Below are 13,673 nucleotides of genomic sequence, written 5' to 3'. Positions count from 1 at the left end.
CAGAATGAGCTATATCAGTGCATCTGTCATTACGCTGATTGATGAAAACGGCGTTGATCAGGGACGTATGAAGACGGGGATGGCCAAGACCTATGCTCGTGAGCGTGGCATGGAGCTTGTCGAGGTACCGGGCAAGCTGGATACCTATACCATGAAAAAGTACGAGCCCAGAAAGTTCAATCGTGGGGTGAGCAACCAGTACCAACAGGAGAAGGACAGCGAACGTGCCCAGTATACGATCACTGCGCCTACCGTACGATTGACTGATGAAAACGGAAATTCAGTCGGCGTGATCAGTACAGCCGAGGCCAGACAGATGGCTGCGGACAGGTCTCTTGACTTGATTGCAGTGAATAACAAGATCGACCCGCCCATTGGCAAGCTTGGCGACTTGAACAAGTACATTTATGAACAGAAGAAGGCGATCAAGGACCGTGACAAGAAGAATCGTGCCGCTGCGAAGGCTTCCGAGGAGAAGGAAATCAAGTATACGACTGATACGTCTGATTCGTCCAAGAACGACCGTATGCGCATGCTGAAGCAGGCCAATGAATTCATGGAAGGTGGCCACCCGGTTCGCTTCACTATCGATTTCCGTGGACGCCAGATGGCTCATTCTGCCGATGTGATGGATCGAATCCGTGAGGAAATGGAGGCAAACCTTACCGGTGGCAAGATTTCAAAGGTAGATCAGGCTGGCAATCGTTTCTGTGTATTCTGTGCGCCGAATAAGCGCAGTAAGTAGTGCGAAGTGTATCAACATTGAAAGGCCGGGATATTCCCGGCCTTTTTTATACTTAAACGCAAGCACGTTGCTATTTCAGGAATACATTACACTTGTCGTGTGCCGCAATGGGCCTTGTAAGCTAAAGGTGCATTGGCTGCAACCTTCATCCATTCACCGCTTTTCAATAGGTTCTTCAACGATAGGTTGATTCCCTTTGTGCTTGATTCTACAATTGACTGTCCGAACTCGTTGTAGTTGCTTTTCTCTGATACTACGCATATTCCGTTGATTACCGGCGTAAACATGCGGACCTGTTCCTGCCGTGCTATGTTTGGGTAGGCATGCAGGTTAAGGACTATCTTGGAACGCATGACGTATTCAGCCAACTGGGTTCCTTTTATTCCGGTAGCGATTACAGTCGTTGCATGGTGCTGGCTTAGCTGGATCCACGATTGGAGGATTTTCATGCGTCGATCCGTCAGGCCGCCGTAGAAAAGTACATCGATGTCCTTCTTGACCGTAGGCAGTCCATACAGCATGCATTCGTTATATTCCATCGGACGATAGAACGCCTTTATCCCGTGTGCCTTAAAGAACTGTACGTTTTCGATGTCATAGTCCCACACCTCGTCGGCACATACGAACCAATGCATAGTCTTGTCGTTTACCCAATAGCTTCCACGGAACAGCTGCTCCATGTTGTATACGATGATTTTCTGGCCGGGATGGGTCGCACGGTATTCTTCAGGAGTAACCGGGCATACGTTCGATCCCAGAATTATAGTTGTATTGTCGAAGGAAGAATTGCCGGAATACTTTGATTCCAGCAATTTCTTGACCTCGTCGAATACATACGGGTTATATGAATCGACTGTAGCCATTGTTACTCCACGATGTCATTTAGTAGCAGTGTTGTTTTAGCGGTGATCTTGTTACCATCAGAAATCATAATGATCGTTTCTGGTGGATAAAATTCATGAATATTGATTGCAGAGAATTCGCCCGGTCCGACAACGCTCGGGACGATCATGACATTGACCATCTTATTGTCAAATCCCTTGAAGCGTGCGTCCGCATAGGCGTGCCAGTGACCCATGATGTAAACGTCGGCCTGATTTTCCTTCATGTCGCCGATGACCTTGCGCATGATGCCGTTGATCGGCCCGGCGGCGGCAGTGCTACCCTTGTAGCGGTCGCCATGTTCAAGCTGCCACATCTGGTTGCCTACCTCAATATTCTGGATGATTTTATCCTTGTCATAGTTGACTACGATATTGCTTGCACGCAAAGGAAGGTGGAACTTTAGGTCATCATAAATAAAGTGTTCGAAGCTGTTGTCACAACGATTCTTGTCTTCGAGCTTCTTTGTGTTTCGTGCATGGTTGCCGACTACGCAGGACACGACCACTTTATCAAAGATCTGTGCCTGTGACAAGATTAGACCTTCTAGAATATGGCTCAGTTTTGTTGCGCAAACAAATGCGGTTTCTTCATTGGATGCGGCGAGCGATTCATGGATTTCACCGGAAATCAGGTCACCTAGGAGCATGACATGGAGTTCGTTGCAGTTATGTTCCTTGGCGTATCGGGCATTTGACTGGAATATGTATGCAAGACGCTTTTCGGCAATGTCGATATTGTATGCGTTTGTAAATCCGACTGTAGTCGAGTTGACAATTTCACCATAGTGTACGTCAGCAATCGGAAGAATACTGATGTTTGTGTCGGTGGCGGAACATGGGTCAAACCCGGTTAATGTGATGTGCGCTGGCTTGATATTGCTTGCCGCTTCACGCATCTTTGCGCAGAATAGCTGACCCATGAACTTTTCTTCAAGAAGCTTACTGATTTGCTTATCCTTGCGTCTGATTTCACGCTTGAACACCCTTGTACGGCCTTCCTTCATTTCGGCATCGTCCTCGCACATGTCGTCGATTTCATCACAGACAGCGGCATCGGGAATGGGGGCCGCATTGTCGCCTTCGACGTATAAGTCAGGGTCTTGCTGTTTGGCCACCTCGATAACGGTCGTGGTCTTAGGCATTGATTTGATCTTTGACCTAGTCTTATTCATCGATAAGTTGGTCTGACGGACCTCTGCGCAGAATTCTACATAGTTACCGGAATACCATCCGAGTGTAACCATTTCTTCATAGAATTCATACACTGCCGTGGAACGGCGCTTGTTTTCTAACAGAAGCTTGATGATTGCCTCGTTCTTGCCGATATCTGTGCAGGATGCACTCGTAGGGCGTCCTACTAAGGTTTTCAATGCGCTCAATTTTCGTGAAGCCATGTGGTCTCCTATCGTCTTTTGCATGCAAATTATATCAAAACGCAAAAGTCTAAAATAATGATTGACAAATAGTAATTAAATATGTAATGTTGGTCAACTTTTTATCATTCAAGAGGTTAAGCGATGCGAAAGACAAAAATCATCAGGGTCAAAAAGACCGGGGTCACAATTTTCCAATGGGCACTGAACCTGACGTTCGTATGTGTACTGATAGGTTTAGGATCCGGTATGTCGTTTATTGAAGGGCAGCTGCATGAGATCAAGCAGGAAAACTCGGCATTAAGGCATGTGGTGGACTCAATGAATTTGCGCAATGATTCGCTTGAGCAGCAAATCCTGACCCTGTATGAATCCAGCAATTCAAGTAAGACAAGGTCACAGCAAATCGCCATCGGTGCGAACATTATCCAGAGTATCCGTAAGACATATTCGACAAAGGAGTCCGTTGATCTCGCCAAGGTGTTGTATGATGAATCTGAGTACAGTAGTGCGGTCGATTATGCATATCTGCTCGCTATAGTCGCTACAGAGTCTCGATTCAATCCGAATGCAGTATCTGGTGCCGGGGCTATCGGGCTTGGACAGCTGATGCCCAAGACTGCAGAGGCAATGGCGAAACAGGCTGGCATGAAATATCAATCAGATCTCCTTGTTGACCCGAAATACAATATCAAGCTGACCGTGCAATATATTGCGCACCTGAAAAAGAAGTTCCCGTCGGCCGCTTATACGGCAGCCGCATATAATGGTGGCCCGGGCGGCGCCAACAAGTACATTGCTTGGCGTGATGGCAAAATAGGCCGAGAATCCGTGCATCCCCAGACCGTCGCATATGTTGACGCTGTGATGGAAAAGTTTGTATATTATAGTAATAAGCTGAAGTGAGGAATTATGCAGTCCTATTTGTCGATTTTGCGTGAAGTGAGGAATAATGGTACGCTCAAGTCCAACCGAACTGGGGTGGATACCTATTCTATTTCTGGTGCCATGTTTAAGCATGACATGCGAGACGGGTTCCCTTTGCTGACTACCAAGAAGATGCCGCCAAAGAGTATCTTTGCTGAACTGGAAATGTTCATCAGGGGTATTACCGATAAGTCATGGCTTTCTAGTAGAGGATCAAAAATTTGGAATGAATGGTGCAACCCACGTAAAGTTGCCTATGCGACTGATGATGAAACTAAGTTAAAAATGGCCAATGAAACCGATCTGGGCTTGATATACGGGTATCAATGGTCTAGTTTCCACGGAACTCGTGCATCGGTAATCGAAGTGTCCCCACGAATAGTGGACAAGGAGTCCGATACGTATGTTTGTAGCCATCAGGCCGAGGACACATATCGTCCTACTGTCTATGGAATTGGCTATGTAGGAGACGTAGACGCCGTTACTAAGTTCAACGATACGTATGGGGTTAAGCTGTTGAAGCGTATGCGACGAGTATGGGCGAACATGATCGGACGCTGCTATAATATGGCGTGCGATTCATATCCTCTATATGGTGGCAATGGCGTCTTTGTCGAAAAACGTTGGCATGATTTCTCGCTATTTTTGCGTGATGTAGTTACACTAAACGGGTGGTGCGATGTTTTGAGATCGCCATCAAATTTTGACATCGGCAAGGATTATTATGGATCCAATTGCTATTCAAGAAATACATGCGTTTGGTTGAGCCATGGCGATATTGCGTTGTATGCGAAGTGCAGCGGCTGCATTCGTGTTTACGATCAGAGTGATAGGCTGATTGGCGAATACTTGAATAGTTCTGAAGCAGAATATTTCCTGCAGTTGGGACGTGGGGTTATTGCTAACGCCGTTAAAAAGAATCGTAAGACAAAATGCGGGTATCGTGTTGAAACTGTATCTGACGGAAAATTGTATAGACATCCTGTGCCGGTGAACCAGCTCGCAGATGCCGTGAACAAATTGTCTGAAAATCCTACCGACCGTCGTATGATCGTGATGGCGTGGAATCCGAGCCAGCTAGACCAGATGGCCTTGCCTCCGTGTCATTTCGGCTTTCACCTTCTGTCTGACGGCGAATATCTTGACCTGTGCTGGTTCCAGCGTAGTGTAGATACATTTCTTGGGCTTCCGTTCAATATCGCATCGTATGGTATGCTACTGACTCTAATCGCCAAGCAGACCGGGTTGAAGGCTAGATATCTTATCGGCCATCTTGATGATGTCCATATTTACAAGAACCACATGGACGTAGTAGATGAGCAGTTGTCCCGTACTCCGTCAACCCTGCCTGAAATCGAGATTACGAATGTAGGCGATGACTGGTCTATATTTGATTGGCATTACAATGATTTCGAATTGAAGGGGTATGTATGTCAAGGAAAACTTTCAGCTCCGGTGGCGGTATAATATGTCAAAGATTTTACTGATTGCTATTTGTGCATTGGGGATGGTGTCTTGCGGTAATGTTGATATAGGCGACGCTCCGTCAACTTATGCGTGGCATGAAAAACCCGTGCATGTGAAATTTATTGGCTGCGATTTTGAGTGTGATGGGTATGTCCTGCGTGAAGAGGATGGCTACGCAGTCAAATGCAATGACAACACCTTGATTCATCAGGTCTCGAATTTCATCATTTTGGAACGATAAAGGAAGATAGTGGCATGACTTATGATGAATTGCGTTCTAGGGTTTTAGGTCTGACTGCGGACTGGAACTATGAAAATAAGCGACTTGGTCTGGATCCGGATGCGGTATCGTGTATGCTGCATTCCCCGATCAAGTACAATGGCGAGACGTTTATCGATAAGATTGTTGAACTGTCTTATGCTGATGGTACGTCGAAGTTAATGGTAAAACTGCAAAGTATTGGCCGTGATGAATATAATCGTTTGCTGCAGTCGGACGATTTCATGGGTGATTATGCAAGGGGCATGGCCGATCGTTATCCTGACATAGACTTTATCATCGATCACACCGAATGGATGGAGGTTGATGACCGCATCGTCGAGAAGATTAATGAAATGTGCAAGCTTATTGCGTCTAAGCAGCAATTGCGTGCGGTTTCCAAGAAACCTTTGATAGTAGAAACTGTTGAGGACGATGAAGATGGCGACTAATCGTAAACTAGACATGAATAAATTTAGCAAGATCATTGACGAGGATCTTGACAATTTTGACTTTCATCAAGCGGTTCATGTAATGGAGAAGCTAGGGCATACATGGGTGCTAGAGAATCTGGAAGGTGACGGCGAAGATAGACGAGTACCGACGGAGTTGGAATTATATAAGAACATTCGTGGCCGTCTTGTATCTATGTATGAATACATGGTCACTAACAAAGAAACGTTATATTTCTCATCGACCGGCGGTTTCCGCATCGAAACCCGCTATAATAAAACTGACGGTTATTGGGCTGATATAATGTACTGTCCAGTTGAGACGATTAGGTAGGATGTGTATGATTATAAGCGGTATTTTTGCTAGAACAAAGAACGGCCTGATCGGAGTTGACAATGATATTCCGTGGCATATCTCCGAAGACCTCAAGCTATTCAAAGATACTACATTTGGACATGCGGTCGCCATGGGTAGAAAGACTTGGGAGTCGCTAGGCAGCCATCCGTTACCGAATCGCACCAATATAGTGATTACACGTAGCGACATTGAAGTCCCGGCTGGGGTTGCCGTAGTAAAGTCTATATTTGATGCTGTAAAATGGTGCACTGACTTGAATGCCGAGTATCCATTTACCATGGTTGACGAACTGTTCTATATTGGCGGCGCTAATATTTTGAAGCAATGCGTCGACCAAAAAATTATTGAACGTTGGTACATTACTACGATCCCAGTAGACATGAAGGTGGATACCGGGACTTACTTTACCTATGATCCAATGTCGTTTTATGACGGGGCCGCACTATATGTCAGGAATGATGTATTATCTCGAATAAACATCCCTGTAAAAAATAATATTGTTGACCACATTGATTTTGAAGTATTTGAAACACCGTTTTTGAGTGAGTTTGTCGTATGATGACACTTGATGAAGAACGTGAATTGGCCCGTCTACGATGGGAACGCCAGTATTTACTGAATCAGATTACCCCGAAGGGTGTCGTTGGCAATGCTTCATATGAAACGCCGTTCAATACCAAGATTGTCGATGGTGCCGTCGCCAAGCAGATTGAAGCTGACTTGCGTAATGCATACATTGATCTTGGTGGTGATGTATGGGACTGGTACATAAAAACGTTGAATAGCTGGATTTCCTTCTATGGTTTCTATGTCACCGGTCCCAGTACAGTTAATAGGTCATATACAGTCTATCGTGGTCTGGCACGACCTTGTGTCATTGCGTACATGACTAAACTGGACAACGGCATGTTTGTACTGCGTGATGCCGACGGATCGACTCATGTAAACATACGATTTGATGATACATTTGAAGAAGTACGACTATATCTGATCGAATGGGCGAAAGAGCGTATTGAATCTGAAAGACCTATTGGCATCAGAGACCGTTATCAACGAATAGCTGCGACTGATGCTTTCAAGGAAGCGTATGAAGATCGTGATATTGGTGAAATACTTGAAATTAAAGATGGTTGATTTATGAAGGCTGTAGAACGAATGGAAGATGGATGCGATTTGTGTCCGCATCATGTTGAAGTAGAACTTAAAGATGGCGGACCATACGGATGGCGTCGGTATTGTGGTTTGGCTAATTTTAATATAGATACCGCAAGTTATGAAGTCAAAATTACATCACATAATAAGAAAAAGTATGTTCGTGAAAATGTCGGCATTGACTCATGCGAGTATGGTAGACCAAATCGCTGCCCCCTATTAAAAAATGAGTCGAAGTAATAGATAATATAAGGAGTCCATATGACGAATGAACAAATGATTGAGAGGATTGCTGAGCTTGAAACGACTATACGCCAGCTAAAAATGGATAGATTTGACATGGCCAGTAAAGTTTCCAACGATGTGTGGAAGGAACTGATGCTGAGGTCTAGAAGTTTCAAAGAACACGAGCGCATGCCTAGTCGACTTGGTTTCAATGATATCTCCGACATAGTCCTCAACAAGATACTTGAATATGGTACCAGCAAACAGGCTGCACCGAAAACTGATATTCAGCCGGCCGATGAAATAGGTCAGTGCGATGAAATAGGCCAGTGTAATGGTCAGACACCTGCATCGCACTAGTCCTTGAATCTACATTGAATGTAGTGGCTAAAAATAAATATACAGCCTATTGACAAATATAGCCTATTCTGCTATATTTGGTATATCCATTATCAACAGGAGAAAAGATGGCTATTACATACGGCAAATACATGACACTTTGCGATACGTTGACCGAATGGGCAAAATCGTATGCCAACGGTACACCTGATGTTACCGATGAGGTGTATGATTCGTGTTACCGTGAAATCAAGGCGTATGAACTTGAAAATCCTGACATGATCCTTGAAACATCGCCGACACGCCATGTGATTGACGGCTCCAACGGTGGATTCCGGAAGGTCGCACATGAAGTTCCTATGATTTCGATTACCAATGCCAATGGCATTGATGAGGCTGTCCAGTGGGTTCAGACTGTCCATGACACGTATGGTGTCGATGAATTTGAACTGGAATACAAGCTGGATGGTGGTGGACTTGCCCTGAATTATAAGGATGGTGTTCTTTATGAAGCCGTCACCCGAGGTGTTGATAATGTCGGTGACGACATTACCGCCAATGCCGTGCGTATTCAGGGGGTTCAGAAGGCTATTGACGTCAAGGGTACATTTGAGGTGCGTGGCGAAGTTGTTTGGCTGTATGACGACTTTGAAGCGTATAACGAGGCTCTGTTTGATGCCGGGAAGAAGCAGATTGCGAATCCCCGCAATGGCGCCACTGGTTCAATGAAACTGACTGATCCGTACGAGGTGGAACGTCGTAAGCTTACGTTCATATCTTACATTGTATGCCGTGGTTCGCAGTCTGACACCCAGAGTGGTGACATTGAACATTTGAAGAATCTGGGTTTCAATGTTCCTCCTAGCAAGGTCGTGACGCTGGAGCAGTTCAAGGAAATTGCCGAACAACTCCGTGAAAACCGTTTTAATATGCCGTATGCTATCGACGGCATTGTGATCAAGGTAAACCAAAAGTCTTTCCATGAAAAGATGGGGTATACTGCCAAGGCGCCGAATTTCTATAAGGCTTACAAGTTCCCCCCGGAAGAAAAGGCTACCGAATTGATTGACATTGAGCAATCTATTGGTATGTCGGGCGCTATCACGCCGGTTGCCATTGTCAAGCCGGTGTCATTGGCCATGACGACGGTTCAGCGCTGTTCCCTGCATAATTGGGACCTTGTTGAATATCTTGGTTTGCATAAAGGTTGCCATGTGGTCATCCGTAAGGCTGGTGAAATTATTCCTGAACTGGTTCGCTGCGTTGAAACTGGAATGAGTAAGGAAGACTATGAAGTGTCTATTAAGCGTGGTTCGGCTTCCAAGTATCCGCCGATTGAAGGCAAGGAAATGTATCTCAGGCCTCAGGTATGCCCGTTCTGCGGGGGCCAGTTGAGCAATGCCCAGAATGAATCCGGTGAAAAGCTTGTCGCATGGGTGTGTGATAACCCGGACTGCAATACGCAGATGGTCAATAAGCTTGTAAATTTTGCTTCCAGAAGTGTCATGAATATCCGTGGGCTTGGAGAAAGCATCATTGAATCGCTGGTTGACGCTGGTAAGGTATCTAAGTTCGACGACATTTATCGTTTGACCGCTGAAGATGTGATTGGCATCGGTAATTTGCGAGCGAAGGGTGCTGGCAAGCTTATTGCTGCCATTGACGCCAGTAGAAAGAATTACCTGCATCAGCTGATCGAAGGATTCTCTGTCCCGGGCGTAGGCCATCAGGCTTCACCTGTAATTGCCGACTGCATTAATCATCTTGGTGGGTTGTCAGCAGTATGCGCTATGGGTGATCGTATGGAATCTATTCTTGGCGAAGAGGCTGAAGTCAAGGGTGTGTCTAAGCTTATCGTTTCTCGCCTGTGCAAGTGGATTTCTTCACATACCGATACTGTGATGTACTTTGTCGATAACGGCATCGCCCAAAGCGTCAAGGAAACTACTGTGACGAGTGCTAAGCTCGCTGGCAAGGTATGCATTATGACCGGGGTGTTCACTGCACTGGAACGTGATAAGTTCAAGGAACTTGTTGTGGCTAACGGCGGTACAATTTGCTCAGGTATTTCCAAGAAGACTAATATCGTGCTGCTTGGTGACAATGCCGGCCCAAAGAAGGTAGCTGCCATTAACGACCTGAAAGCATCCGGTGTTCATATTGATGTGTACACGCCGAGCACCCTTCAGGATTTCCTCAAACTCATGGAGTAACTTATGGTATATGCAATTGTTGTAAGCTGTTTCTTGATTGTATTCGGGATCTATGTCTGGAAGACCGTGAAGGCCGACCGTAATGAAATCAGCTTCGAAGATGAACTGAGGAAGCGCATTGCCCGTCGGTGGCCTAAATTGCGGGATGGCATGCGTTTTGGACGCCATGTAGTCTTCTTCGGTAACCCGCCGGGTATCGAGAATATCGCTATGGCTGCACTTAACAAGCCGAATTTTCATACTGAATTTGATGTGCTGTATCAGAAGCGAAAGTCTATCATTATTTCGCTTGTTGTAAAGGATTTGACAGAAAATCCGGACCGGTATCCTGACAATTTCCTTTATATTGAATACAATGGCGATTGGCATGATTTCTACCTGAAGTCTGTCAAGACTTTGTATCCGGACCTCTGCATAACAGATGACAACGGGGTTCTGAATTACGTTCCTACGAATGGGATTCCGCTGTTTACTGCAGACGAACTGAAAAAATACGGCAAGTAGCTGCAATAAACTACCTCGTAAACACCGAGGTAGTTTTTATGATTGATCCTACACATAATCAACAAACACCTGAATATGATGAACCTGAAACAGACATTATTGAAGATATTGCTGACGATAGTGATTCTGAATATGCTGAGCTTGACTTTGATTCGCCGTATAGTGACAAGAACATGATCGAGATGGAATCCGAAGGCATGTACGACGATTAAATTATTACGTCGTCGTCACGGACTGTACGTTCATCACGCATCATATCTAATAGTATTTCTTCAGTATATTCACAAAAATAGTGGGCAGGAAGATGCCACCCTTTAGGGTGGCTTAGGAATTCCCACTTGCCAACTAGAAAAATATAAACTATATTGTGCATAACGCTGAAAGTCTTGCTGAAATAAAAGGCACTCATCTAAAAGTCCAAAAGAGGCTCGTGGCTTGGCGAGAAAACAGTTTGATTGGATTCGGTAGCCACATACATAACGGATTCAAGATGCATTATGAGTATAGCGGATTGCTGAAATGCAGTCAAACCATCCCAACTCGTATGACTACGCATACTTGATGGGCAGGGCGTGAGTCAACCGCCCAATCGTATGTAAGTCCTTGCTTGTGCAAACTTGTCAAGGCTTTACAAGCTCACCGCATTTATGCGGTGCGTAGTTGACGAATGCTGGACATACTGTCTCATACTTACCGTTGACATGCGGGTATTATTTTTTTATATTTTGGCTGAGGTTTTTATGCAAATGTCAATCAGTGATTTGAAGGAACGTGGCCTGATTATCATGGAGGCCATTGTAGGAAGCGTGTCATATGGTCTCGCAACGACCGGATCAGACGTGGATCGTAAGGGTGTCTATATATTGCCTGCTAAGGATCGATTTGGATACGAGCCCCAGATGATTGTGAGTGATGAGAAGAACAACAATACCTATTGGGAACTGAGTAAGTTCATCCAGTTGTTGAACAATGCCAATCCCGGTGCACTTGAGCTGCTTTATTCACCGGATGATTGCATCGAGGTTGGTGAATACTGGTTTCGCATGATCAGATCCGACCACTCTTTCCTTACGCAAAAATGCCAGTCGACGTTTGCTGAATATGCAAAGACGCAGATCAGCAAGGCAAGGGGTATGAATAAAAAGGTATTCAACCCGATGCCTAAGGCTCGTCCGCAGGTACTTGATTTTTGCTACATTATCGACACGGAAAATGGTTCCGTCCCGTTCAAGAATTGGCTTGCCGATCAGTCGATCACTAACCAGAAGTGGTATGCGGCTGCATCCATTGACCATGCGAAGAATTGCTATTCTTTGTACAGGCAGGATCCGAATGATGGCGTCGGCAAGACCTGTCCTGAACATGAATGGCGTTGGGCCTATGGTGTAGTTCGTGATGAATCGACGGCATGTGATCTGCAGTTGTGCTCTGTACCGAAGGGACAGGCCAAGTGTGGAACATTGTTCTTCAACCATGACGCCTATGCCACTGAATGCCGTAGGCACACCGAATATTGGGACTGGGTCGACAAGCGTAATCCTGAACGTTACGCAAGTACGATTTCCCATGGTCAGGGTTATGATGCCAAGAATATGATGCACTGTATCCGTTTGCTGATGACAGCCCGTGATATCGCATTGCTGAAAACTGTTGTTGTCGATCGCAAGGCTGACCGTGACTACCTCCTCAGTATCAAGAACGGAAACTTTACATTTGACGAGGTGATGGATATCGGCACCAAGCTGATTGCTGAAGTTGCTGATGCGTTTAAGAAGTCTGACCTTCCAGATTGCGAATTTGCGACTCTTGACGATCTTAGCAATTATCTGTATAAGCTGATCGTAAAGAGCAGAACCATTGATTTTTTCGCTTAGATGGATAGATGATAATGACTAAAGAAGAGCTGGAGCAAGTCTATGACTGCCTTGATGGTGGCTTTGGCGAAACAAGCGGGAAGTTGTCTGCTCACATCAAGGCTCTTGAAGCCGAAATTGAACGGCTGAAGCAGAAAATAGCGGCCTTTGAAGATGAACGAAAGTGCTTGAGCGAAACAATAACTTGTGATGCAAATGTCATCTATAATCTAAATAAGGAGAATGCAAAGCTGAAATGCCTAGCTCTGCATTCGCTCCATAAATTGTTTTGGGAAAAGCAGAATACTGCTTTTCGTGATGGTAAATGCGCATTGTCTTGGGATGACAAAGTCAAGTGCGATAAACGTGGTGGTAAATACCTTTATTGGCGTGAAAAGTACCTTGAATTATATCGCAAGGCGAAGGCTGAAATGTGAAGGTGGAAAATGAGTCTATACGAATTTTTCAAAGACAAGTACAAGCGAACCAGTTATCCCTTAATGGATGAACATCAGTTTGACAAAGAATAACCGGCCGCAAGATGCCATCCCTTCAGGGTGGCATATAGGTCGGCAAGGTATGTAAAGAAAATATTACAATCTGTATGATGTAGAAATAATTATATTTTGAGTAGGAACCTTATAAACAATAATTGAAGTCAAGAAATTAAGTCTTATGGAACAAGTACGGAGTGAAGATACAAAGGCCAAAATACGGGCAAGTATGTCCGCAACAAAGGCTAAACGGAAGACACAGGTCTGCCGTGTATTTGAACTCAAGGTATCCGTAAGACACAATCCAAAGGAAGTGTTCCAGAAACTATCCCAGTGCTTCAAGGAAGCGAAATGGGTAATCAACGATATGCTATCCAAGTCCAAGGACAGTAGTATGTTTGATTACAAGTATACCGAGCATAAGGAAG

The 13,673-nt window shown here is 45.0% G+C and carries 18 protein-coding genes; 16 read left to right on the top strand and 2 right to left on the bottom strand.

Annotated features, from left to right (window positions below; translation table 11 throughout):
* The first annotated feature begins 4 nt into the window (after positions 1–4).
* Positions 5–745, top strand: a complete 741-nt coding sequence (gene infC, locus MJZ25_12895) for a translation initiation factor IF-3 (GenBank protein MCQ2125070.1) — start codon at positions 5–7, stop codon at positions 743–745.
* A gap of 86 nt (positions 746–831) precedes the next feature.
* On the opposite strand, the gene MJZ25_12890 is transcribed toward infC, so the two are convergent.
* Both MJZ25_12890 and MJZ25_12885 read right to left on the bottom strand, forming a co-directional pair.
* Positions 832–1,608, bottom strand: a complete 777-nt coding sequence (locus MJZ25_12890) for a hypothetical protein (GenBank protein ID MCQ2125069.1) — start codon at positions 1,606–1,608, stop codon at positions 832–834.
* A 2-nt stretch (positions 1,609–1,610) separates the two neighbouring features.
* Positions 1,611–3,023, bottom strand: coding sequence for a hypothetical protein (locus MJZ25_12885; GenBank protein ID MCQ2125068.1), 1,413 nt, complete (start codon positions 3,021–3,023; stop codon positions 1,611–1,613).
* A gap of 300 nt (positions 3,024–3,323) precedes the next feature.
* Between MJZ25_12885 and MJZ25_12880 the strand changes: the two genes are divergently transcribed.
* The 15 genes from MJZ25_12880 to MJZ25_12810 all read left to right on the top strand — a co-directional run.
* Positions 3,324–3,908, top strand: coding sequence for a transglycosylase SLT domain-containing protein (locus MJZ25_12880; protein MCQ2125067.1), 585 nt, complete (start codon positions 3,324–3,326; stop codon positions 3,906–3,908).
* A gap of 6 nt (positions 3,909–3,914) precedes the next feature.
* On the top strand, positions 3,915–5,396 hold the full coding sequence (thyA, locus tag MJZ25_12875; protein MCQ2125066.1) for a thymidylate synthase: 1,482 nt from the start codon (positions 3,915–3,917) through the stop codon (positions 5,394–5,396).
* A 1-nt stretch (position 5,397) separates the two neighbouring features.
* Entirely contained in the window at positions 5,398–5,637 is a 240-nt protein-coding gene (locus MJZ25_12870; GenBank protein ID MCQ2125065.1) for a hypothetical protein, read from the top strand.
* A gap of 113 nt (positions 5,638–5,750) precedes the next feature.
* Positions 5,751–6,107: a hypothetical protein gene (locus MJZ25_12865; GenBank protein ID MCQ2125064.1), complete on the top strand. Its 357-nt coding sequence runs from the start codon at positions 5,751–5,753 to the stop codon at positions 6,105–6,107.
* Positions 6,097–6,441 (top strand): hypothetical protein, encoded by a 345-nt coding sequence (locus MJZ25_12860; protein ID MCQ2125063.1) that lies wholly within the window; start codon positions 6,097–6,099, stop codon positions 6,439–6,441. The genes MJZ25_12865 and MJZ25_12860 overlap by 11 nt, the downstream gene beginning before the upstream one ends.
* Positions 6,442–6,448: 7 nt before the next feature.
* Positions 6,449–7,024 (top strand): dihydrofolate reductase, encoded by a 576-nt coding sequence (locus tag MJZ25_12855; GenBank protein ID MCQ2125062.1) that lies wholly within the window; start codon positions 6,449–6,451, stop codon positions 7,022–7,024.
* Positions 7,021–7,599 carry a hypothetical protein gene (locus tag MJZ25_12850; protein ID MCQ2125061.1) on the top strand — a complete coding sequence of 193 codons (579 nt, stop codon included), beginning with the start codon at positions 7,021–7,023 and terminating at the stop codon, positions 7,597–7,599. Before MJZ25_12855 ends, MJZ25_12850 begins: the two co-directional genes overlap by 4 nt.
* 3 nt (positions 7,600–7,602) lie before the next feature.
* On the top strand, positions 7,603–7,857 hold the full coding sequence (locus MJZ25_12845; protein ID MCQ2125060.1) for a hypothetical protein: 255 nt from the start codon (positions 7,603–7,605) through the stop codon (positions 7,855–7,857).
* Between the two features lie 21 nt (positions 7,858–7,878).
* Positions 7,879–8,202 carry a hypothetical protein gene (locus MJZ25_12840; GenBank protein ID MCQ2125059.1) on the top strand — a complete coding sequence of 108 codons (324 nt, stop codon included), beginning with the start codon at positions 7,879–7,881 and terminating at the stop codon, positions 8,200–8,202.
* Between the two features lie 107 nt (positions 8,203–8,309).
* Positions 8,310–10,394: an NAD-dependent DNA ligase LigA gene (ligA, locus tag MJZ25_12835; protein ID MCQ2125058.1), complete on the top strand. Its 2,085-nt coding sequence runs from the start codon at positions 8,310–8,312 to the stop codon at positions 10,392–10,394.
* Positions 10,395–10,397: 3 nt separating this feature from the next.
* Positions 10,398–10,898 carry a hypothetical protein gene (locus MJZ25_12830; protein ID MCQ2125057.1) on the top strand — a complete coding sequence of 167 codons (501 nt, stop codon included), beginning with the start codon at positions 10,398–10,400 and terminating at the stop codon, positions 10,896–10,898.
* A 38-nt stretch (positions 10,899–10,936) separates the two neighbouring features.
* The gene (locus MJZ25_12825; GenBank protein ID MCQ2125056.1) at positions 10,937–11,110 is read left to right on the top strand and encodes a hypothetical protein; all 174 of its coding nucleotides are present in this window, start codon (positions 10,937–10,939) and stop codon (positions 11,108–11,110) included.
* Positions 11,111–11,638: 528 nt separating this feature from the next.
* Positions 11,639–12,772 carry a nucleotidyltransferase domain-containing protein gene (locus tag MJZ25_12820; GenBank protein MCQ2125055.1) on the top strand — a complete coding sequence of 378 codons (1,134 nt, stop codon included), beginning with the start codon at positions 11,639–11,641 and terminating at the stop codon, positions 12,770–12,772.
* Positions 12,773–12,786: 14 nt separating this feature from the next.
* Positions 12,787–13,188, top strand: a complete 402-nt coding sequence (locus tag MJZ25_12815; protein ID MCQ2125054.1) for a hypothetical protein — start codon at positions 12,787–12,789, stop codon at positions 13,186–13,188.
* A 286-nt stretch (positions 13,189–13,474) separates the two neighbouring features.
* Positions 13,475–13,673 (top strand): hypothetical protein (locus MJZ25_12810; GenBank protein MCQ2125053.1); only part of this gene is annotated, 199 nt, incomplete at its 3' end.

Source organism: Fibrobacter sp. (assembly GCA_024399065.1).
In the GTDB taxonomy this organism is placed as follows: Bacteria; Fibrobacterota; Fibrobacteria; order Fibrobacterales; family Fibrobacteraceae; genus Fibrobacter.
The sequence above is the reverse complement of the archived record's forward strand: the minus strand, read 5'-3'. Positions and strand labels throughout refer to the sequence as shown.

Coding starts and splice junctions, on each gene's coding strand:
- infC (MCQ2125070.1), top strand. CDS start 5: ATGAGCTATATCAGTGCATCTGTCATTACGCTGATTGATGAAAACGGC.
- MJZ25_12890 (MCQ2125069.1), bottom strand. CDS start 1,608: ATGGCTACAGTCGATTCATATAACCCGTATGTATTCGACGAGGTCAAG.
- MJZ25_12885 (MCQ2125068.1), bottom strand. CDS start 3,023: ATGGCTTCACGAAAATTGAGCGCATTGAAAACCTTAGTAGGACGCCCT.
- MJZ25_12880 (MCQ2125067.1), top strand. CDS start 3,324: ATGAATTTGCGCAATGATTCGCTTGAGCAGCAAATCCTGACCCTGTAT.
- thyA (MCQ2125066.1), top strand. CDS start 3,915: ATGCAGTCCTATTTGTCGATTTTGCGTGAAGTGAGGAATAATGGTACG.
- MJZ25_12870 (MCQ2125065.1), top strand. CDS start 5,398: ATGTCAAAGATTTTACTGATTGCTATTTGTGCATTGGGGATGGTGTCT.
- MJZ25_12865 (MCQ2125064.1), top strand. CDS start 5,751: ATGCTGCATTCCCCGATCAAGTACAATGGCGAGACGTTTATCGATAAG.
- MJZ25_12860 (MCQ2125063.1), top strand. CDS start 6,097: ATGGCGACTAATCGTAAACTAGACATGAATAAATTTAGCAAGATCATT.
- MJZ25_12855 (MCQ2125062.1), top strand. CDS start 6,449: ATGATTATAAGCGGTATTTTTGCTAGAACAAAGAACGGCCTGATCGGA.
- MJZ25_12850 (MCQ2125061.1), top strand. CDS start 7,021: ATGATGACACTTGATGAAGAACGTGAATTGGCCCGTCTACGATGGGAA.
- MJZ25_12845 (MCQ2125060.1), top strand. CDS start 7,603: ATGAAGGCTGTAGAACGAATGGAAGATGGATGCGATTTGTGTCCGCAT.
- MJZ25_12840 (MCQ2125059.1), top strand. CDS start 7,879: ATGACGAATGAACAAATGATTGAGAGGATTGCTGAGCTTGAAACGACT.
- ligA (MCQ2125058.1), top strand. CDS start 8,310: ATGGCTATTACATACGGCAAATACATGACACTTTGCGATACGTTGACC.
- MJZ25_12830 (MCQ2125057.1), top strand. CDS start 10,398: ATGGTATATGCAATTGTTGTAAGCTGTTTCTTGATTGTATTCGGGATC.
- MJZ25_12825 (MCQ2125056.1), top strand. CDS start 10,937: ATGATTGATCCTACACATAATCAACAAACACCTGAATATGATGAACCT.
- MJZ25_12820 (MCQ2125055.1), top strand. CDS start 11,639: ATGCAAATGTCAATCAGTGATTTGAAGGAACGTGGCCTGATTATCATG.
- MJZ25_12815 (MCQ2125054.1), top strand. CDS start 12,787: ATGACTAAAGAAGAGCTGGAGCAAGTCTATGACTGCCTTGATGGTGGC.